The 18,928-nt window shown below is 55.0% G+C and carries 14 protein-coding genes; 3 read left to right on the forward strand and 11 right to left on the reverse strand.

Going from position 1 to position 18,928, the window contains the following annotated elements; genetic code table 11:
- Positions 1 to 64 precede the first annotated feature (64 nt).
- From fhuF to ABIC79_RS21345, 11 genes are all read right to left on the reverse strand, one after another.
- Positions 65 to 829 (reverse strand): siderophore-iron reductase FhuF, encoded by a 765-nt coding sequence (fhuF, locus tag ABIC79_RS21295; RefSeq protein WP_015690010.1) that lies wholly within the window; start codon positions 827 to 829, stop codon positions 65 to 67.
- 132 nt (positions 830 to 961) lie between these two features.
- Positions 962 to 1,876, reverse strand: a complete 915-nt coding sequence (locus ABIC79_RS21300) for a dihydrodipicolinate synthase family protein (protein ID WP_354568417.1) — start codon at positions 1,874 to 1,876, stop codon at positions 962 to 964.
- A gap of 303 nt (positions 1,877 to 2,179) precedes the next feature.
- Complete coding sequence (locus tag ABIC79_RS21305; protein ID WP_354568419.1) at positions 2,180 to 3,787, reverse strand: gamma-glutamyltransferase family protein; 1,608 nt, start codon at positions 3,785 to 3,787, stop codon at positions 2,180 to 2,182.
- Between the two features lie 30 nt (positions 3,788 to 3,817).
- Entirely contained in the window at positions 3,818 to 4,693 is an 876-nt protein-coding gene (locus ABIC79_RS21310) for an ABC transporter permease (protein ID WP_354568421.1), read from the reverse strand.
- A gap of 1 nt (position 4,694) precedes the next feature.
- Positions 4,695 to 5,639, reverse strand: a complete 945-nt coding sequence (locus tag ABIC79_RS21315; protein WP_013575713.1) for an ABC transporter permease — start codon at positions 5,637 to 5,639, stop codon at positions 4,695 to 4,697.
- Between the two features lie 17 nt (positions 5,640 to 5,656).
- Positions 5,657 to 7,174: an ABC transporter substrate-binding protein gene (locus ABIC79_RS21320; RefSeq protein WP_354568423.1), complete on the reverse strand. Its 1,518-nt coding sequence runs from the start codon at positions 7,172 to 7,174 to the stop codon at positions 5,657 to 5,659.
- A complete protein-coding gene (locus ABIC79_RS21325) occupies positions 7,171 to 8,286 on the reverse strand; it encodes an ABC transporter ATP-binding protein (RefSeq protein ID WP_013575711.1) in 1,116 nt (371 codons plus the stop codon). The genes ABIC79_RS21320 and ABIC79_RS21325 overlap by 4 nt, the downstream gene beginning before the upstream one ends.
- The gene (locus tag ABIC79_RS21330) at positions 8,283 to 9,305 is read right to left on the reverse strand and encodes an ABC transporter ATP-binding protein (RefSeq protein WP_013575710.1); all 1,023 of its coding nucleotides are present in this window, start codon (positions 9,303 to 9,305) and stop codon (positions 8,283 to 8,285) included. The genes ABIC79_RS21325 and ABIC79_RS21330 overlap by 4 nt, the downstream gene beginning before the upstream one ends.
- Positions 9,298 to 10,032: a FadR/GntR family transcriptional regulator gene (locus tag ABIC79_RS21335; RefSeq protein ID WP_013575709.1), complete on the reverse strand. Its 735-nt coding sequence runs from the start codon at positions 10,030 to 10,032 to the stop codon at positions 9,298 to 9,300. Before ABIC79_RS21335 ends, ABIC79_RS21330 begins: the two co-directional genes overlap by 8 nt.
- 655 nt (positions 10,033 to 10,687) lie before the next feature.
- Positions 10,688 to 12,772 (reverse strand): putative bifunctional diguanylate cyclase/phosphodiesterase, encoded by a 2,085-nt coding sequence (locus tag ABIC79_RS21340; protein WP_013575708.1) that lies wholly within the window; start codon positions 12,770 to 12,772, stop codon positions 10,688 to 10,690.
- Between the two features lie 424 nt (positions 12,773 to 13,196).
- Positions 13,197 to 14,225: a LacI family DNA-binding transcriptional regulator gene (locus ABIC79_RS21345; protein WP_250980878.1), complete on the reverse strand. Its 1,029-nt coding sequence runs from the start codon at positions 14,223 to 14,225 to the stop codon at positions 13,197 to 13,199.
- Positions 14,226 to 14,515: 290 nt separating this feature from the next.
- On the opposite strand from ABIC79_RS21345, the gene ascF reads away from it, so the two are divergent.
- The 3 genes from ascF to ABIC79_RS21360 all read left to right on the forward strand — a co-directional run bounded on the left by ascF (position 14,516) and on the right by ABIC79_RS21360 (position 18,898).
- Positions 14,516 to 15,988 carry a PTS cellobiose/arbutin/salicin transporter subunit IIBC gene (gene ascF / locus ABIC79_RS21350; RefSeq protein WP_112152395.1) on the forward strand — a complete coding sequence of 491 codons (1,473 nt, stop codon included), beginning with the start codon at positions 14,516 to 14,518 and terminating at the stop codon, positions 15,986 to 15,988.
- Between the two features lie 20 nt (positions 15,989 to 16,008).
- Entirely contained in the window at positions 16,009 to 17,439 is a 1,431-nt protein-coding gene (locus ABIC79_RS21355) for a 6-phospho-beta-glucosidase (RefSeq protein WP_131637773.1), read from the forward strand.
- A gap of 370 nt (positions 17,440 to 17,809) precedes the next feature.
- Positions 17,810 to 18,898, forward strand: coding sequence for a glycoside hydrolase 5 family protein (locus tag ABIC79_RS21360; protein WP_112198693.1), 1,089 nt, complete (start codon positions 17,810 to 17,812; stop codon positions 18,896 to 18,898).
- Positions 18,899 to 18,928 lie beyond the last annotated feature (30 nt).

Consider the following 18,928-nt stretch of genomic DNA (forward strand, 5'->3'; position numbering starts at 1 on the left):
TATCCGCGGCTAAGATCCAATCATTTTTTACGCTAAGTTTATTCAGGTTTTGTAAGTGTTTGATTTATCCGGCGACGGTTTTGCGTCTTTTGCCGGATTTACGTTCTGCTAGCAATAACGGGCAGGAAGGGCACATGGCGTGATCGGCCAGATCGTAGCGCAGACAGCATTGCTTGCGGTATTGCGGACTGTCGGGGTCTGAGGGATCTTCCGCGCGCAGCGGCTGAAATAACGGGTTTTTGCCGCCATAACGCAGCTCGCGCGATTCCATCAGCCGCATACCGTCCGAGATATCGGCATTGACCAGCTCTGCCTGTTTGACGCCCCAGCCGACGCGGATTGCCGCGTTGCTCCAGTAAATGCCCGGCTTTAAACCGGAGAATTCTGCCAGCGCTTCGCAAACCGGACGCAATTGCTGTTCGATCATCACATCGAAACGCGCCATTGGTTCAGCGGATGTCAGCGCTCCGCCTTCGCCGTCGAGATAGATTTGCGCAGGTAAGCCTTCTTCCTGCATGCACAGATAGACATTTTCAGCGGCGATAGGCAGTTGCCAGCCGTGACGCAGAGAGACGATCACCCAGCTCGGCAGCAGGGTGGCGAAATACCATTGTGACCACATCGAGATCCGCGCACGGCGTGTGTCGCACTTTGCGGCATCGGCGGCATTGGCATCCAGATAGCGTTTGAGCACGCTGGCGCAACCTTCGGCAGTGGTCAGCAGTGACATCGGCACCGCATTGGTCACCAGCGGTGTCATCGGTTTGAAAGTCTCTGCAACCCAGCTGACCGGCGTTTCGCGGAAACTGTCGAGGAGTGTTTGCATCATCAGGTTATGAAAGTCATTCGGCTTGGTAAATCATGGGAATAGAGTAACGAATATTAAAGCGGAATAGTAATGATTTCGATTTAGATTGAGGGTTTTTGCCTCCCGCAGTGAAGGGGAGGCGCAGAGGAAACGTTAGCCGACGACACTGACGCCCGCTTGTTTCAAAATCTCACGCACAACCTTTTGTTTGTCATTGCTCAGCGGCAGCGCCGGTTTGAGTGAATACACCGGCATTTCACTGATGACTTGTGAAATGGCGTATTTGATGACGTTGTAGATCGGCGTATCCAGCGTGTAGAGCGGAGGCAGGAAGGATAACCGTTGTTGCAGTTCTACTGCAGTGGCGAAATCTTTCTCTTTAAAGGCGCGGTAAATTCCGCAGGTGAGTTGCGGGGCGAAGTTGGCGCTGGCGGGGATCGCGCCGTCGCCGCCGAGGATCAGCGTGCCGAACAGATATTCGTCATAACCGGAGAACACGGCGAAATCAGGGCGCTCAGGTTTCACGGCCTGTATCGTTTCGCGAATGTGATTGAGGCTGTCCACGGTATCTTTCAGGCCGACAATGTTCGGGCATTCCAGCGCCAGACGTTTGATCAGGCTGACGGGCAACGGCTGACCCGTCAGTCCCGGATAGTTGTACATGATCACCGGCAAACCCGCGCCTTCAGCAATCGTGCGGTAATGCAGATACAGCGCTTCTTCAGTTATCGGGTTGTAATAAGGATTCACCACCACCACGCCGTCCGCTCCGATACTTTTAGCGTGTTGCGCGAAGGCCAGCGTTTCTGCCGTACCCGGAAGCGCTGCGCCGATCAAAACGGGCACGCGCCCGGCAACATGCCTGGTGCAAAACTCAGCCACTTCATGACGCAGCGCCTGAGACATATGCGCGAATTCCCCTGCACTGCCGAGGAAAAACAGGCCGTTCACGCCGCCTTCAATCGTAAAATCAATCAGACGCGCCATCCCCTGACGGTCAAGCTGCTCATTCTCATTCAGGATCGTTGCGACAGGGGGGATCACGCCATGAAACAGTGGACGGCTCATACATTCGTTCTCCATATGAAAGTGGAAAGTACTCAACACCCCATTTATAGAACGCTGTTTCAAATTTTTATAGCGATGGGATCGAATTACATGGATTTAGCGAAGATTTGGAAGGGAAGTCACAAAGGCGGGGGTAACTCCCTCCCCTGCGAAGGGGAGGGTTGGGGTGGGGTATTAAGGTCAAAAACTGATGTTAAGGTTTGTTTAAACAGGGTGTTAGCCCTTAAAACCCCCTCCCGGCCTCCCCCTTCGCAGGGGGAGGAGCAGGGCAAAACCCGCTCGCGGTGCAGAGTGAAACCCGACCTACATCACCAGTGCCTGACCGTCTTTGCGGGATTCAGTGCCCGCCAGATAGCCGCCTGCCGGATTGGTGACAATCACCTGCGCGCCACCGAACGAATGGCCGCCGAGCGGGTCTTCGACGATCAGCTCATGACCCATTGCGCGCAGCGCTGCCAGCGTGTTGTGACTGAACGTCGATTCGATGGCCACCTGACGGCCGCCGTTGATCCGCCAGCGCGGCGCATCGATGGCGGCCTGCGGATTTTGTTTATACAGCATCATGCGCAACGCCAGTTGCAGATGTCCCTGTGCCTGCATCGGACCGCCCATCAGGCCGAACGACATCAGCGGTTTGCCCGCCGCATCCTGCGCAAAGGCCGGAATAATGGTGTGCAGCGTGCGTTTGTTTGGTGCGACGCAGTTGGCGTGTGTCGGGTCGAGAGTAAATCCGCAGCCACGGTTTTGCATACTCAGACCGGTGCCAGGCACCACGACGCCGGAACCGAAGCCCATGTAATTCGACTGAATGAAAGAGACCATCATGCCGCTGGAATCTGCCGTCGTCAGATAAACGGTGCCGCCCGGACGCGGTGCGCCGTAAGTCACGTCGCTGGCTTTGCTGCGGTCAATGAGTTTTGCCCGCTCTGCCAGATAATCATCGTTCAGGAACAGTTGCGGATCGAAGAACATATGGTCGCTGTCGGTGACGTGCTGGTCCAGATCCGCCAGTGCCAGTTTCATCGCTTCAATACATAAATGCGTGGTTTCCACCGAATCCACCGGCTGGCTGCCGATATTCAGCTTGTCGAGAATGCCCAGTGCAATCAGCGTGGCGATGCCCTGACCGTTCGGCGGCAACTCATGAACCGAGCCACCGGCAAACGACTGCTGCAGGGTTTCCACCCAGTCGGCCTGGTGATTCGCCAGGTCGTCCAGCGTCATTGCGCCGCCGTGGGCCTGACTGTGCGCCACTATTTTTTCCGCCAGTTCGCCGCGATAAAATGCTTCGCCTTCGGTTCTGGCGATCAGTTCAAGTGAGTCAGCCAGTGCCGGATTACGGAAGATTTCACCGATTTTCGGCGCACGACCTTCGGGCGCGAAACACTCCATGAAGCCCGGCTGGTTATGCAGTTTTTTCACCGCGATTTCCCACAGGCGGCCAATCAGCGGCGATACCGGAAAACCGTTACGGGCATAATCAATCGCCGGTTGTGCCAGCGTGGTCAGCGGCAGGGTACCGAAGCGTTTTGCCAGCGCCACCCAGCCGGAGACTGCACCCGGCACGGTAACCGCATCCCAGCCGTAGGTCGGTACGGCATCTAACCCTTTGTCCGCGAAATACTCCGGCGTCCACGCTGCCGGTGAACGGCCTGAAGCGTTGAGTCCGTGGGCTTTTTTGCCGTCCCAGACGATCGCGAATGCGTCACTGCCTGCGCCGTTGCCGCTCGGCTCAAGGACGGTGAGTGCGATGGCAGTGGCGATAGCGGCATCGGCAGCATTACCGCCCAACATCAGCATTTTCATGCCTGCCTGAGCCGCCAGCGGCTGCGAGGCACACACCGCATTGGCACCCATCATGGTCGGACGCAGGGTCGGATAAGCCACATTAAAATCGTAATTCTCAGACATGTATTCTTCCTTAAAAAAGCTGCAAACGGTTTATTCAGAACGCGGGTCGAGCGCATCACGCAGCCCGTCACCCAGCAAATTGAAACCCTGTACGGTGAGGAAAATCGCCAGACCGGGGAAAATTGACATCCACGGCGACTGCTCAAGGAAGCTGCGCGCGGTGTTAAGCATCGCGCCCCACGAGGCGTCCGGCGGTTGCTGGCCGAGGCCGAGAAACGACAGGCTGGCTTCGGTGATAATCGCTGAAGCAATCGCCAGCGTCGCCTGCACCAGAATGGGCGACAGCACATTCGGCAGCACATAACGCCAGAGGATCCAGTGGTCGGGCAGACCAATCGCCCGCGCCCCTTCAATGTATTCCTCGTTGCGGATACTCATCACCTGCGCACGCGTCAGGCGGGCAAAAATCGGCATAGCCGAAAGCCCGATGGCGATCATCGCATTACCCAGACTTGGGCCGAGAAAAGCACCCAGCGCAATCGCCAGCACCAGAAACGGACACGACAGCAGCGCTTCGACCACGCGGGAGATAATGCTGTCCATCCAGCCCTGCCAGAAACCGGCGATAAGGCCGAGCGGCACACCAATCACAATCGCGATAATGACTGATACACAGCCGGCCATCAGCGACGTGCGTGCCCCCCAGAACAGGCGCGATAAAATGTCGCGGCCCAGTTCATCGGTGCCCAGCCAGTGCAGGGCGGAAGGCGCTTTGCGTACCGCCATGAAATCGGCTTTGATCGGATCAAACGGCGAAATCCACGGGGCGAGCAACGCCAGCAAGGCGAAGGTGATGACCAGCACCGCGCCAGTCACTGCGCTTTTATTGCGCAGAAATTTGCTGAGTACGCGGTTTGGCTCGCGGGCAGGGAGTGACGTTGTCACGGAAATCACAGAAACGCTCATCTCAGGCTCTCCGCATGCGTGGGTTGACCAGAACGTACAGCACGTCGGCCAGCAGGTTCATCAGCAGAAATCCGACCGCGACCACCATCACCACGCCCTGAACCACGGCGTAATCACGGTTGAACACTGAATCGACAATCATTTTGCCAAAGCCCGGGATGGTGAAAACCTGCTCGCTGAGCACCGCGCCGCCCAGCAGTTCGCCGAACAGTAACGTGGTGAGCGTGATGATCGGCACCAGCGCATTGCGCAGCGCGTGTTTCATGATCACCTTTTTCGGCAGCAACCCTTTGGCGCGGGCGGTGCGGATGTAATCGGCTTTCAGCACCGCAATCATCGCCGCACGGGTATGGCGCATCAGCGTGGCAGAAAGGCCGGTACCGAGCACCGCCGCAGGCAGCAGCATGGTTTTCAGGTTTTGCAGCGGATCTTCTGAAAATGGCACGTAACCTGACGCAGGAAGCCAGTGGAGTTTCACGGAGAACAACATAATCAGCAGCACACCCAGCCAGAAATGGGGGATCGAAATCCCCGACAGTGCCAGAAAATTGGTGCCGTTATCTATCCAGGTGCCTTTGTTCACCGCCGCCAGCACGCCCATGGTGATACCGATAATCAGCGCCACAATCATCGCCAGCAGCGACAGTTCCAGCGTCACCGGCAGTTTGCTGGCGATCAGTTGTAATACCGGTTCCTGCGTGCGCAGTGACGTACCGAAATCGCCGCGCAGCGCGTTGCCGACCCAGTGGAAATACTGGCTGGGGATCGGGTCATTCAGATGATATTGCTCGCGTAACTGCGCAATCACTGCCGGATCCCGCTCCTCGCCCGCCATCGCGGTGATCGGGTCGCCCGGCAGTAATTTCTGCAACGAGAACACCATCAGCGTGACCAGAAACAACGTCGGTATGGCTGAAATCAGCCGTTTCACCACCAGTTCTAACATTGTCTTTCCTCAGGCAATTACTTGTTCAGCGCCAGACCCTGCAGCCGGATCAGCCCGTCGGCGTAAGGTACGAAACCGGTCACTTTTTTACTCATGCCGAAAATGCGCGGTTCGAAGTACAGATACACCAGCGGATCGTCGAGGTTTTCCTGCACCACAATCTGCTTGTAGAGGGCTTTACGCTTCTCCACATCGCTGGTCAGACGCGCTTCCTGCAACCACTGATCGACCTGCGGATTGCTGTATTTGCCGTCGTTCAGGCCGCCTTTGGTATTGAGGAACGAGAAGATATTGCCGTCCGGATCCGGGCGCCCTGACCAGCCGGACATGCTCATTTTGAATTCGCCGCGTTGCTGGCGATCCAGCAGCGTGGCGTATTCGGTCATTTGCAGATTCAGGTTGATGCCTGCTTCGCTGACCATCGCCTGCAATACCTGCGCAACCTGCTGAGAAGTCGGGTTGTTGGCGACCAGGAAATCAATGGTCAGCGGTGTTTTCACCCCGGCGGCGGCCAGCAGCGCTTTGGCTTTTTCGATATCGCGTTTTGGCACCGGAATGTCGGCGTGATAAGGGCTGGCAGGCGAGAAGGCCTGATTCGCCGGCGTGTACTGCCCCTGGAACACCACCTGATTCAAAGCGTCGCGGTCAATCGCCAGCGACAGTGCCTGACGCACGCGGGCATCTTTCGCCAGCGGCGTATTGGTATTGGCGGTGCCGTTGGCGATATTGATCGTCAGCCCCATGTAACCGAGGCCGGTGGTACTGGCCAGTTGCAGATTACTGTCGGCTTTCACCGTTGCGGTGTCGCTGGCGGCAATGCCTTCGGTGATGTCTAAATCGCCCGCACGCAGGTTGGCAAGGCGAACCGACGCATCCGGAATAGGCAGGAACACCACTTTATCGAAGTGATACGCGCCTTTGTTCCAGTAATTTTCAAAACGCTTAAGCACGATGCGGTCCTGCTGAACGCGGCTGACAAACTCGTACGGGCCGGAACAGACCGGATGCGCCGCCACATTGCCTTTGGCCGTCGCTTCCGGCGCCATCATGGTGCCCGCGCGGTCAGTCAGTTGCATCAGCAACGCGGCATCTGCGGTTTTCAGATGGAAAACCACGGTGTACGGCGCGGTGACTTCCACGGATTCAATGGAAGAGAGCTCACTTTTGCGCAAAGAACCCGGCAGCGTCAGGTAACGTTCGATATTGTATTTCACCGACGGCGCATCAAATTTCTCGCCATCATGGAAGGTCACGCCTTCGCGCAGATGCAGGGTCAGCGTTTTGCCGTCGTCGCTGTACGCCCAGTCTTTCGCCAGACCCGGCACGATTTTAAGATGCTGATCGACATCCACCAGACGCTCACACATGGCGCTGAACACGAAACGCCCGTAATAGGTGCGCGCCGTGGCCGGATCCAGCATGTCAGGATCGCTGCCAAGGCCGATGCGCAGGGTGCTTTCCGCATGGGCGAGGCCCGCAGACGTCAGCAACATTAAGGCGGGAATGCAGGCAGTTAAGCGGGGTGCAAATCTCATGGTCGGGTTCCCTGGGTTGAGGTTGGAGTGGAAAGTGAAAGCCGGGACTGGCTCGCTTGTTCAAACAGCGCACGCCGTAAGGTAAAAGCGGCGGACGGCGGCGGAACCAGCACCGAGGTGCGGTCCCGTTGCAGTTCGCTCCAGCGGTGGCAGGCCACCATGCGGTTGTCACTGACGGTTTCGAGTGGCGGTTCCACCAGACGACATTCGTCGGTGGCGTACGCGCAGCGGGTATGGAAACGGCAGCCGGTGGGCATATTGGCCGGATTGGGCATATCACCCTGCAACAGGGGCACCGGGCGTTTAACGCCGGGTGTGAGCAGCGGCGCGGAGGCAATCAGCGCCTGGGTATACGGATGCAGCGGCTGATCAAAAATGTCATCGGTGCGGGCCAGTTCCACGATTTGCCCGAGGTACATCACCGCCACACGGTCGCTCATATGGCGGATCACCGCCAGACCGTGCGCGACGACAATCATCGTCAGACCAAACTGTTGTTTCAGGCTTTCCAGCAGATTCACCACCTGCGCCTGCACTGACACATCCAGCGCCGACACCGGTTCATCCCCCAGCAGCAGTTTCGGCGAGGACGCCAGTGCGCGGGCGATACCGATGCGCTGGCGCTGACCGCCGGAAAACTCATGCGGATAGCGGTTGCTGAATGCGGCGGGCAGGCCGACCGTGGTCAGCAGTTCGCGCACTTTTTCCTGTCTGTCTGCTTTACCACTGACAATGTTGTGCAGCCACAGCGGTTCGCCGACGATTTCTTCCACGGTCATGCGCGGGTTGAGTGAGGCAAACGGATCCTGAAAGATGATTTGCAGGTCGCGGCGCAGCTTTTTCATCTGTTCAGCCGAAAACTGTTTCAGGTTTTCGCCTTCATAAAACACGTCACCGTCGGAGGCGCTGAGCAACTGCAATAACAGGCGACCCAGGGTTGACTTCCCTGAGCCGGATTCGCCGACAATCGCCAGCGTTTCGCCATGCCAGACGCGCAAAGACACACGATCTACCGCCTGCACGATTTTCGGTTTGCTGAATAGTGACGACGGCCCTTTAAAAACTTTGCTCAGCGCGGCGGCTTCCAGAATGGGGCGGGGAGTGAGGCTCATGCGCAGGCTCCTTCGGCGGATAACACGAAATAGTTTTCCAGCGGCGCAAAGAAACAGGCGACGTGGTGCGGCGACTGATTCAGGGCGCGCAATGGCGGACGCTCCTGGTGGCAGCGTTCGGTGGCGAACGGGCAGCGCGTCGAGAAGCGGCAACCCTGCGGCATGTCTTTCGGTAACGGCACGGCACCGGGAATGGTGGACAGCGCGCCCTGACGCGGAGCCAGCGACGGCATCGACCCCATCAGCCCGATGGTGTAAGGATGCTGCGGATTATTGAAAATATCGGTCACCAGACCCTGTTCGACGATCTGCCCGGCGTACATCACCGCCACACTGTCGGCGACTTCCGCCACCACACCCAGGTCGTGGGTGATCAGCAACAATGCGCTGCCGGTTTCCTGCTGAATACGGTTGAGCAGGGCGAGGATTTGCGCCTGAATGGTGACGTCCAGCGCGGTGGTCGGTTCGTCGGCAATCAGCAACTGCGGACGGTTGATCAGCGCCATGGCAATCATCACCCGCTGGCGCATACCGCCGGAAAGCTGGTGCGGATAAGCCTCCATCCGCAATTCAGGAGCGGGGATCTGCACCTTTTTCAGGATTTCCAGCGCCTGTTCGCGGGCCGGTTTTTTGCCGACACCCTGATGACGCATGACCGCTTCGGCAAGCTGATCGCCCAGTGTCAGCGCCGGATTGAGTGATGTCATTGGCTCCTGAAAAATCATCGCCAGTTCCTGACCGCGCAGGTCGGCGTACTGACGCTCAGACAGCCCGAGCAGCGAGGTATCATTGAGCCGGATATCGCCCTGCAACACTTTAGCGCTGGCGGGCAATAACCCCATCAGCGCCAGCGACGTCACGCTTTTGCCGCAACCAGATTCGCCCACCAGCGCCAGCGTTTTTCCTGCTTCCAGTTGTAAGGAAATACCGTCGAGCACGGTCGCGGGAGAACCGGAAAATTGCACCCTCAGGTCGTTAATGTGTAACAGCGGCCTGACGGGTCCGGCGGGGTCAGTCATCAGTAAAATCCTCGTCATCATCATGCAGGGTGGAAAGAAATGCCTGTTGCAGCGCCAGAAGGTGCTCGCGCATGACTTTCGCGGCTTCTTTCGGCTGGCGTGCGGCGATGTGTTCTACGATACGTTCATGGTGATCGTCGTAACGGTTCAGGCGCTCCTGATTGCGTGCCGCGTTGCGCACCGCCAGCCAGCTCGGGTCACGGCGGATGGCGTCGACGGCATCAAACAATCCGAGCAACAACCGGTTACCCGCGGCATCGGCAATAGCGCGGTGAAAGGCGCTGTCCCACAGCTCAATCTGATCCGGATCACCGCGCGACATCGTTTTCACTTTGTCCAGTAAACGGCGCATCAGCTGGATTTGTTCCGGCGTAGCGCGCAGTGCGGCGTATTTCGCCAGCCCCGGTTCGATTTGCAGACGGGCTTCCATCACTTCCTGCAAGTTGGATTGTTTCGGTAACGCCTGCAGGCTCAGCGGCTGGGCAGGACCATTCGGCCCGATAAACGTGCCTTTCCCCTGCTTGCGCCACACGCGACCTTCTTCTTCCAGCACATCCAGCGCCCGGCGGATTTCACGGCGGCCGACATCAAACATTTGCATCAGATCACGCTCCGCAGGCAGTGGCTGCGTCTGATCCGGATGCTGTTGTATCAGCTGGCGTAGCTGTTCCAGCGCTGAATTCGATGTGCCGTTAGAAGGGGGTAGCGCCCCGGAGTGCGTTGTCATATGTCAGTTTCCCGCTGGGAATTAAATCGTTAATCAGTCCTTTGCATTTTCTGAACCAATTTTGTAATGGTTCGTGAAAAAGTTTTGCAAACAGGAGAATTTGTTTTTAATTTCAAAAGACTAAAATTTACGCACTTTAGTCAGAGAATCGTTTTAATTTTTTATAAGATATTGATATTCATCTTATATGCACAAGTGTAGTGCGTTAAATTAATGTTAACGGATCGTAATGGTGCGTGATTTTGCGGGATGAGAAGCCGATCAAATAAATGGTATAAGTTGGCTAATGGTTCGCTATTTCGTTGCTTTACCAAAGAAGGAAAGGGTCGGGCGGGGTATTAAGGAATAATTCGCAAGCCGGAGCGGACACGGGCAGTGGTTTCGTCTGCAAGTTTGTGAGTAATGGTGAAGTTTTCGCAGGGGAGCCAGAGAATTCAGTTCAGCTCCCTCCCCTGTGAAGGGGAGGGTTGGGGTGGGGTATTAATGCAAAATCAGATAGTTAAAGTGTACTTTGACCGGGTGTTAACCCTTAAAACCCCCCTCCCAGCCTCCCCCTTCGCAGGGGGAGGAGCTAAAACAATCGTCAGAAATAACAGGCTTATATACCGCTGTTCCCCCGATCACTCCCGGCACAAACCGTGTCTAATACCTATCATCAGAGAGGTGCGAACCCGGTTAGTCGTGACTCTGAGGGTTGAGGGCGCCCAAAGAAATACCCCTGGAACAACGTACAACCTTCTTCTTTCAGACGCCGGAATTGCTCGTCGGTTTCCACACCTTCTGCCGTGGTCTGAATGTCCAGACTGCGGCTCATGCCGGTGATGGCACGGATAATTGCCAGCGCTTCGCGGCTGTCGTGCATGTCGTTAATGAATGACCGGTCTATTTTGATTTTGTCGAACGGGAAAGACCGCAGATAACTCAGCGACGAATACCCGGTGCCGAAATCGTCCAGCGCAATCCGCACACCCAGCGATTTCAGTTTCCGCAATGTGCTGATATTGCCAAGCGTGTTATCGAGCAATACCGATTCCGTGATTTCCACTTCCAGACGTGACGGATCCAGCCCTGAGGCTTCCAGCGCTGATTCCACCACCGACAGCAGCCCGCTGTTTTTGAACTGAATCGGTGAAAGGTTAACGGCAACCGTCTGACTGCCTTTCCAGCTTGCGGCTTCGCGGCAGGCTTCGTGCAACGCAAATGAGCCAAGACTGTGGATCAGCCCCGTTTCTTCGGCAATCGGAATGAAATCGACCGGCATGATCAGCCCGTTTTCCGGATGATGCCAGCGCATGAGCGCCTCGTAACCCATTACGGCATCGTGACGGGCATCGGTGATCGGCTGGTAGTAAAGACGCAACTGATTACAGGTAATGGCGTCGCGTAAATCCATTTCGACCACCCGGCGTTTGCGCGCGGCGGCATCCATCTCAAGGCGGAAATCTTCATAACGGTTGCGGCCGTTACGTTTGGCTTCATACAGCGCCATGTCCGCACAACGCAGCAATTGATCGGGGGTGTTTTCCGTCGAACCGGCGAGCGCAATACCGATGCTCAGGCCGACGGATAACGAATGGCCATCGATAATGACTGGCGGACGTACTGATTCAATCAGGCGTTTGGAAATCTGGTGCGCGGCAGAAATGTCTTTCAGCCCCGGCAGCACCACGGCAAATTCGTCACCGCCGATGCGTGCCAGCGTGTCGTCATCGCGCAGCGTCATGCGCAGACGTTTGGCTATCGCGCGCAGCAGTTCGTCACCAACCTGGTGGCCGAGCGCGTCATTGACGTTCTTGAAGTTATCGAGATCCAGACACAGCGTGGCGGTGTGGCTGTGAGTATAGCTGTCGCGCTGCAAGGCTTCACTGAGACGCTGGCTGAACAGAATGCGGTTCGGCAGACTGGTGAGATTGTCGTGATGCGCCATGTGGTGAATACGGGCGTGGGCGGCCTGTTGGTCCGTCACGTCATCAGCAATCATCATCACGTAGCTGGTCTGAGGATCGTGCCCGCGGATCACCGAACTGGTGGTCTGTAACGTCCGGTCGCCAATAGCCGTCAGTAATTGCTGCTCGCTGCGGTGCAGGCCTTCTGCGCGCAAACATTCATCCGATTGCTTATTAATAAAGGTGCTCAGTCCGATGCCCATACAATCCTGCGGGCGCTTACCGAGCATTTTGTCGCGGGGAATCCCCAGCAGACGCTCTGCCTGGCGGTTGACCAGCAGAATTTCGCGCGAGACGGCATTCTCGACAATCACCGAGGACGGGATATTGGCGATCACGGTATTGAGGAAATGTGACAGGGACGAGAGCTGCTCGCTGTTGGATTCGGCCAGTTCTTTGGCCTGCAACAGGGCCTTTTCCGTTTCACGACGCTCCGTGACATCACGGGTGATTTTGGCAAATCCGATGATTTCCCCGGCTTCGCGTAAGGCTTCAATAATAATGTGCGCCCAGAAGCGTGAGCCATCTTTACGCTGTCGCCAGCCTTCGGATTCGTAACGGCCAGTGGAACGCGCCGTTTCCAGCCCGCGTTGCGGCCAGCCGTTTTGTCTGTCTTCTTCGGTGTAAAAACAGGAAAAATGCTTACCGACAACTTCTTCAGGCGTATAACCTTTCGCCCGCTGCGCACCGGCATTCCAGTTCGCAATATGGCCATCGGGAGTCAGCATATAAATCGCATAATCTTCTACGCGCTGAACCAGCAATCGATAAAGTACATCAGAATCTTCACTCATATTTTTTGCCTGATAGCTGGCCGTCTCTGCACGGGGTCCGTCCAAATCAGAGTCCGGCTAAATAGTGCGCCTGTTCCCGACGCATTTTTGCTGTGATGTGCCCGTGAAACGTTAGCATAAGAAAATTCTTACTTCGCCAAATTTTGCTTCTAACGTGCTTAAATTTAAGCGTATTTAGCAAAAAGATCGGCCTTAAGTGAAATCCGTTATTTGGGTTTTAACTAACGGGAGTGTTATCGGCAGGGAAGTTCGGGGCTTTAATAAAAAGGCACATAATGTTCATGCGTTACAAGCAGTTAATCAGCATGTAAAAAAGCCGCAACAATGTGCGGCTGAGTCTTTGGCGCTTAAAGGCGCTCAGGATTGAAACAACAATCAGGATAAAGCTTAATCCGCTGTGTTTAACGGATAATTTAAACCGCGTTTAGGGAAAGCTGATGGAGGCGCAGGGTCCGTCAGTCACCGAATCCCGCAAAATAAGTTCAGACACAAACTTATTCTGTTGGGATAAATAACCGCCATCGAGCATGGAAATAATCTGACTGATGACTTCACTGACCATATCGCTGACCGGATCCTTTACACTCGACAGCGCCGGAATAAGAAACGGCGCGGTCGGGATATTATCAAACCCGATCACCGAAACCTGTGCGGGTACGGCAATACCGGTTTCGTTCAGTTTTTTCATCGCGCCGATCGCCATTTCATCGTTACTGGCCAGAATTGCGCTGAAAGTCTGACCGGTCATCAGCAGGGTTTCCACGGCGGCAGCGCCGCTGGCTGGTGACCATTTTCCCTGCGCAATCAGCGATTCCCTGACCGGCAATCCGGCTGCGGCGAGCGCCTCTTTATAACCCGAAAGACGTTCTATCGCCGTCGGGGAATCCAGGGAACCGGTGATAAACGCAATATTATGGTGACCGTGTTCAATCAGGGTCTGTGTGGCATTAAAACCGGAACCTTTGTGGTCGCAGTAAATACAATGGCTCTGATGTTTGCGCAATTTACGGTTAACCACCATCACCGGTTTTTTATATTTATCGATGATCTCATCCATTTCATCAACGGATAAAAAGCGCGGATAAATAATAATGCCGTCGCAGCGTAAATCATGCAGAAACTGAATGGCTTCCCGTTCTTCTTCGGCGCTGTGTTTGCCATCGACCAGGATCAACTGACGGCCATTGGCGTCGAGTTTTTTTGCCGCCTGAGAAATTAACTCACTGAAATAATTGCCGTTGTACAGCGTGTTGGTCACCACCAGGCCAATGCACATCGACTTGCTGGTCGCCAGATTGCGCGCCAGTAAATTTGGCCGGTATCCCGCTTCGTCAATGGCTTTAAATACCTGATCTTTGGTTTCCTGGCTCACATAACCTTTACCGGAAAGTACACGGGAAACGGTGGCTTTGGAGACGCCCGCTTTATTAGCCACTTCCTGCATTGTCGACATCAGGGCTTCCTGAAAGTGAAAAATGATGCGTCATTCTACACATTTCAGCCGTTTTACGATGTTTTTGGCATAACAGAACGACAGTGAGAGATCGTCATCACAAAAATAAAACAACGTTGCATTTTTTTATTGAAGTTACAGAGGTAACTGCACATTCTCGTATGAAACCGGTTACCTATCGTTTCACAGCCTTTCATAAAAAAAGCATAACGTTCATAAAAAGTGGTTTCACAGGAGCCAGGGCTTCTGAAAAACATTCATAACCCTATGAATCTGAGAGAGTTGTACACATGTCTAAAAATTTTGCAGCAATATCACAGTCGATTGTGGATGCCATCGGCGGCGCACAGAACGTTGCGGCAGTGACACACTGCATGACGCGCCTGCGCTTTGTGCTGAATGATGAATCTGTTGTTGATGCCGCCACACTGAAAGCCATTACCGGCGTGATGGGCGTGGTGCGCAACGAAAAACAGTGCCAGGTGATCATCGGTAACAACGTTTCTCAGGCGTACGCTGAAGTGCTGAAACTGCTGCCGGAAGGCTTCTCAGCCAGTGACGACAGCGCTGCACCGGCGAAAAATAAAATCACCCTGAAACGTATCGGCTCCGGCATTCTGGATGCGCTGATCGGCACCATGTCGCCGCTGATCCCGGCCATTATCGGTGGTTCAATGGTGAAACTGCTGGCGATGATCCTGGATATGACCGGCGTGTTCGACAAGGGCGCTTCCACGCTGGTGATCCTCAATACCATCGGCGACGGTGCGTTCTTCTTCCTGCCGGTGATGGTGGCGGCGTCGGCAGCGGTGAAATTTAAAACCAATATGTCGCTGGCGATTGCGATTGCCGGGATCCTTGTCCATCCGGCATTTATCGATTTAATGGCGAAAGCGGCACAGGGGCAGAAAGTCGAATTTATTGGCATTTCCGTCACGGCGGTGAAATACACCTACACCGTTATTCCGGCGCTGTGCATGACCTGGCTGCTGTCTTACATTGAAAAATGGGTCGATCGCATTACACCGGTTGTCACTAAAAACTTCCTCAAACCGATGCTGATTATGCTGATTGCCGCACCGATCGCCATCATGCTGATTGGTCCGCTGGGCATCTGGATCGGTACCGGGATTTCAGCGGTGGTGTATACCGTTCACAGTTATCTGGGCTGGCTTTCTGTCGCCATTATGGGCGCGGCCTGGCCGCTGCTGGTGATGACCGGCATGCACCGCGTGTTCACGCCAACCATTATTCAGACCATCGCGGAAACCGGCAAAGAGGGCATGGTGATGCCGTCGGAAATTGGCGCGAACCTGTCACTGGGCGGTTCTTCACTGGCGGTCGCGTGGCGTACCAAAAACCCGGAACTGCGTCAGACTGCGCTGGCCGCAGCGGCTTCAGCGATTGTCGCCGGGATTTCCGAACCCGCCTTGTACGGCGTGGCGCTGCGGCTGAAACGTCCGCTGATCGCCTGCTTAATCAGCGGCTTTATTTGCGGTGGCGTGGCGGGATTAGGCGGACTCGCCAGCCATTCGATGGCGTCGCCGGGGCTGTTTACCAGCGTGCAGTTCTTCGACCCGTCGAATCCGATGAGCATTGTCTGGGTGGTGGGCGTGATGGTCCTCGCGGTGGTGATCTCCTTCTTCACTACCTTGCTGCTCGGATTTGAAGATATTCCGGTGGAAACCGTGGCGCCAAAAAATACAGCGCCGGAATCAACGGCTTCCGCCGCCTTTGCGGTTTCGCAAAGCGCAGTTAAATAAATTAAAGGAGAGGATTTTACATGTCAGCATCAGCATTTCCTGAAGGTTTTTTATGGGGCGGCGCGATTGCCGCAAACCAGGCCGAAGGCGGCAGTTTCGAAGGAGGCAAAGGGCTGACCACGGTAGATATGATCCCGCATGGCGCGCACCGTCTGGCGGTAAAAACCGGTCAGGAAAAACGTTTCTCCCTGAAAGACGACGAGTTTTATCCGGCGCATCAGGCGATTGATTTCTACCATCGGTACAAAGAAGACATCGCGCTGATGGCAGAAATGGGCTTTACCGTGTTCCGTACCTCGATTGCCTGGAGCCGTCTTTATCCCAATGGTGATGAGCAGGTGCCGAACGAGGAAGGTATCGCGTTTTACCGTGACGTATTTGCGGAATGCAAAAAGTACGGCATCGAACCGCTGGTGACGCTGTGCCATTTTGATGTGCCGATGCATCTGGTCATCGAATACGGCTCGTGGCGTAACCGCAAAATGGTGGAGTTTTTCGCCCGCTATGCGCGTACCTGTTTTGAAGCGTTCGACGGGCTGGTGAAATACTGGCTGACCTTCAACGAAATTAACATCCTGCTGCACAGCCCGTTCTCCGGTGCCGGTTTAGTCTTTGAAGAGGGCGAAAATCAGGAGCAGGTGAAATATCAGGCGGCGCACCATGAGCTGGTGGCCAGTGCTTTAGCGACAAAAATTGCCCATGAAGTGAACCCGGAGAATCAGGTCGGCTGTATGCTGGCTGGCGGGAATTTCTATCCGCAAACCTGTAAACCGGCTGATGTCTGGGCGGCCCTGCAAAAAGACCGCGAGAACCTGTTCTTCATCGATGTGCAGGCGCGTGGCGAATATCCGTCATATACCCGCCGCGTCTTTGCCGAAAAGGGCGTTAACGTCGTGACTGAGCCGGGCGATGACGGCATCCTGAAAAACACCGTCGATTTTGTCTCGTTCAGTTACTACGCGTCGCGTTGTGCGTCAGCAGACATGAACGACAACAACAGCAGCGCGGCGAATATTGTTAAATCGCTGAAAAATCCGTACATCGAGGCCAGCGAATGGGGCTGGGGCATCGATCCGCTCGGTCTGCGCATCACCATGAACATGATGTACGACCGCTATCAGAAGCCGTTATTCCTGGTCGAAAACGGCCTCGGCGCGAAAGATGAAATCAACGCGCAGGGCGAAATCAATGACGATTACCGCATCAGCTATCTGCGTGAGCACATCCGCGCGATGGGTGAAGCGATCACCGATGGCGTTCCGCTGATCGGCTACACCTCATGGGGGTGTATCGATCTTGTCTCCGCCTCGACCGGTGAAATGAGCAAGCGCTACGGCTTCGTTTATGTCGACCGCGACGATGCAGGTAATGGCACGCTGGAAAGAAAGAGAAAGAAATCGTTCTGGTGGTACAAGAAAGTGATTGCCAGTAACGGGGGGGATCTGGGCTAATGCCGTAACGGGGAATATCCGCAGACCGGGTATTCCCCGTTACCGGAAGGTATTAATTAATCATTTCATTTACTGAAGTTATTTTCGTCATTATTTATTATAGTTTTAACGTTATTATTTCCTGTAACAAACATGCAATATAATTATCCCATTGCATCCACTCTGCTATTCTTTTTCTCCTTCTCCATTAATTCTATTTTAATTTCACCCTCTGTCACGCGGGGAAATTTGCCTGTTGGCTCAGCAAATTAGGTAAAAAGAGTGTGATCTTAATTGCAGAACCTGAGCATGCAAATTGCAGCTATTGTTCGCAGGTAATAAAAAGCAGCGAATAATATGAGTTAATGCATTTTAACATCAGGAGTGATGAATGAAAAAGCAATGGAGCAGGGAACAGGCGGCTGCGTGGAGTGAGCAACAGGGCTGGATTTGCGGATTTAATTATCTGCCGCGCACGGCGGTTAACTGGACCGAACTGTGGCAGCGTGAAACTTTTGATGCGCCGGTGATTGATCAGGAACTCGGCTGGGCACAGGAAGCGGGTTATAACCAGTTGCGTATCAATCTGCCGTTTATCGTCTGGCAGGCCGATCGCGACGGTTTGCTGGCGCGCATCGATCAGTTTCTCAGTATTGCCCGTCGTCATGACATCAGGGTCATGCTCACGCTGATGGACGATTGCGGATTCTCCGGCGACGAGCCGTTCCTCGGGCCGCAAAAAGCACCGGAACCGGGCAAACATAACAGTCAGGCGGCTGCCAGTCCGGGGCGGGATGTGGTCTGCAACCGCGATATGTGGCCGGAGGTGGAGATTTATGTGCGCGACATCATCCGTCATTTCCGCACCGACGACCGTATTGCCATCTGGGATTTGTACAACGAACCGGGTAACCGTGGCACGTTCGCCACCGGACTGGAAGAAACGATGTATGACGAAAAACTGGAAGGGTTTGCGCTGGAACTGATGCATAAGGCATTTGTCTGGGCGCGCGGGGAAGATCCCGTCCAGCCGCTGACCGTCGGTGCCTGGCATTGTTCACAGGATCCGGACCAGCCGGAAAGCGAGTTTTTCACCCATCCTATTGATGTGGCGGCGGCTGAACTTTCTGACGTCATCAGTTTTCACGCGTATGTCGCGACGCCGAAACTTTTACAGACACTGCGTTTCTGGCAGAAATTCAACCGCCCGATGTTATGTACCGAATGGCTGGCGCGCCATGTCGGCAGCGTGTTTGAGGAGCAACTGCCGCTGTTCAGCGCGTTCAATGCGGGCTGTTATCAGTGGGGATTAGTGCGCGGTAAAACCCAGACCACGCTGCCGTGGCCCTCAGTGCGCAAGGGCAATCACGATTATGCCCATTTATGGTTTCACGATGTGCTCGACGAATACGGCATTCCGTTCCGTCGCGCCGAAATGGATCTGGTCCGCCGTTTAACGCGCATTAAAAGTACAGGTTGATTATTCAGGTTTTGACATGCTGAATTATTA

The sequence above is a fragment of the Rahnella sp. 2050 genome, assembly GCF_040544515.1.
Classification (GTDB): Bacteria; Pseudomonadota; Gammaproteobacteria; order Enterobacterales; family Enterobacteriaceae; genus Rahnella; species Rahnella aceris.

Excerpts from the sequence above, each read along its gene's own strand:
- fhuF (WP_015690010.1), bottom strand. The coding sequence starts at position 829 with ATGATGCAAACACTCCTCGACAGTTTCCGCGAAACGCCGGTCAGCTGG.
- ABIC79_RS21300 (WP_354568417.1), bottom strand. The coding sequence starts at position 1,876 with ATGAGCCGTCCACTGTTTCATGGCGTGATCCCCCCTGTCGCAACGATC.
- ABIC79_RS21305 (WP_354568419.1), bottom strand. The coding sequence starts at position 3,787 with ATGTCTGAGAATTACGATTTTAATGTGGCTTATCCGACCCTGCGTCCG.
- ABIC79_RS21310 (WP_354568421.1), bottom strand. The coding sequence starts at position 4,693 with ATGAGCGTTTCTGTGATTTCCGTGACAACGTCACTCCCTGCCCGCGAG.
- ABIC79_RS21315 (WP_013575713.1), bottom strand. The coding sequence starts at position 5,639 with ATGTTAGAACTGGTGGTGAAACGGCTGATTTCAGCCATACCGACGTTG.
- ABIC79_RS21320 (WP_354568423.1), bottom strand. The coding sequence starts at position 7,174 with ATGAGATTTGCACCCCGCTTAACTGCCTGCATTCCCGCCTTAATGTTG.
- ABIC79_RS21325 (WP_013575711.1), bottom strand. The coding sequence starts at position 8,286 with ATGAGCCTCACTCCCCGCCCCATTCTGGAAGCCGCCGCGCTGAGCAAA.
- ABIC79_RS21330 (WP_013575710.1), bottom strand. The coding sequence starts at position 9,305 with ATGACTGACCCCGCCGGACCCGTCAGGCCGCTGTTACACATTAACGAC.
- ABIC79_RS21335 (WP_013575709.1), bottom strand. The coding sequence starts at position 10,032 with ATGACAACGCACTCCGGGGCGCTACCCCCTTCTAACGGCACATCGAAT.
- ABIC79_RS21340 (WP_013575708.1), bottom strand. The coding sequence starts at position 12,772 with ATGAGTGAAGATTCTGATGTACTTTATCGATTGCTGGTTCAGCGCGTA.
- ABIC79_RS21345 (WP_250980878.1), bottom strand. The coding sequence starts at position 14,225 with ATGTCGACAATGCAGGAAGTGGCTAATAAAGCGGGCGTCTCCAAAGCC.
- ascF (WP_112152395.1), top strand. The coding sequence starts at position 14,516 with ATGTCTAAAAATTTTGCAGCAATATCACAGTCGATTGTGGATGCCATC.
- ABIC79_RS21355 (WP_131637773.1), top strand. The coding sequence starts at position 16,009 with ATGTCAGCATCAGCATTTCCTGAAGGTTTTTTATGGGGCGGCGCGATT.
- ABIC79_RS21360 (WP_112198693.1), top strand. The coding sequence starts at position 17,810 with ATGAAAAAGCAATGGAGCAGGGAACAGGCGGCTGCGTGGAGTGAGCAA.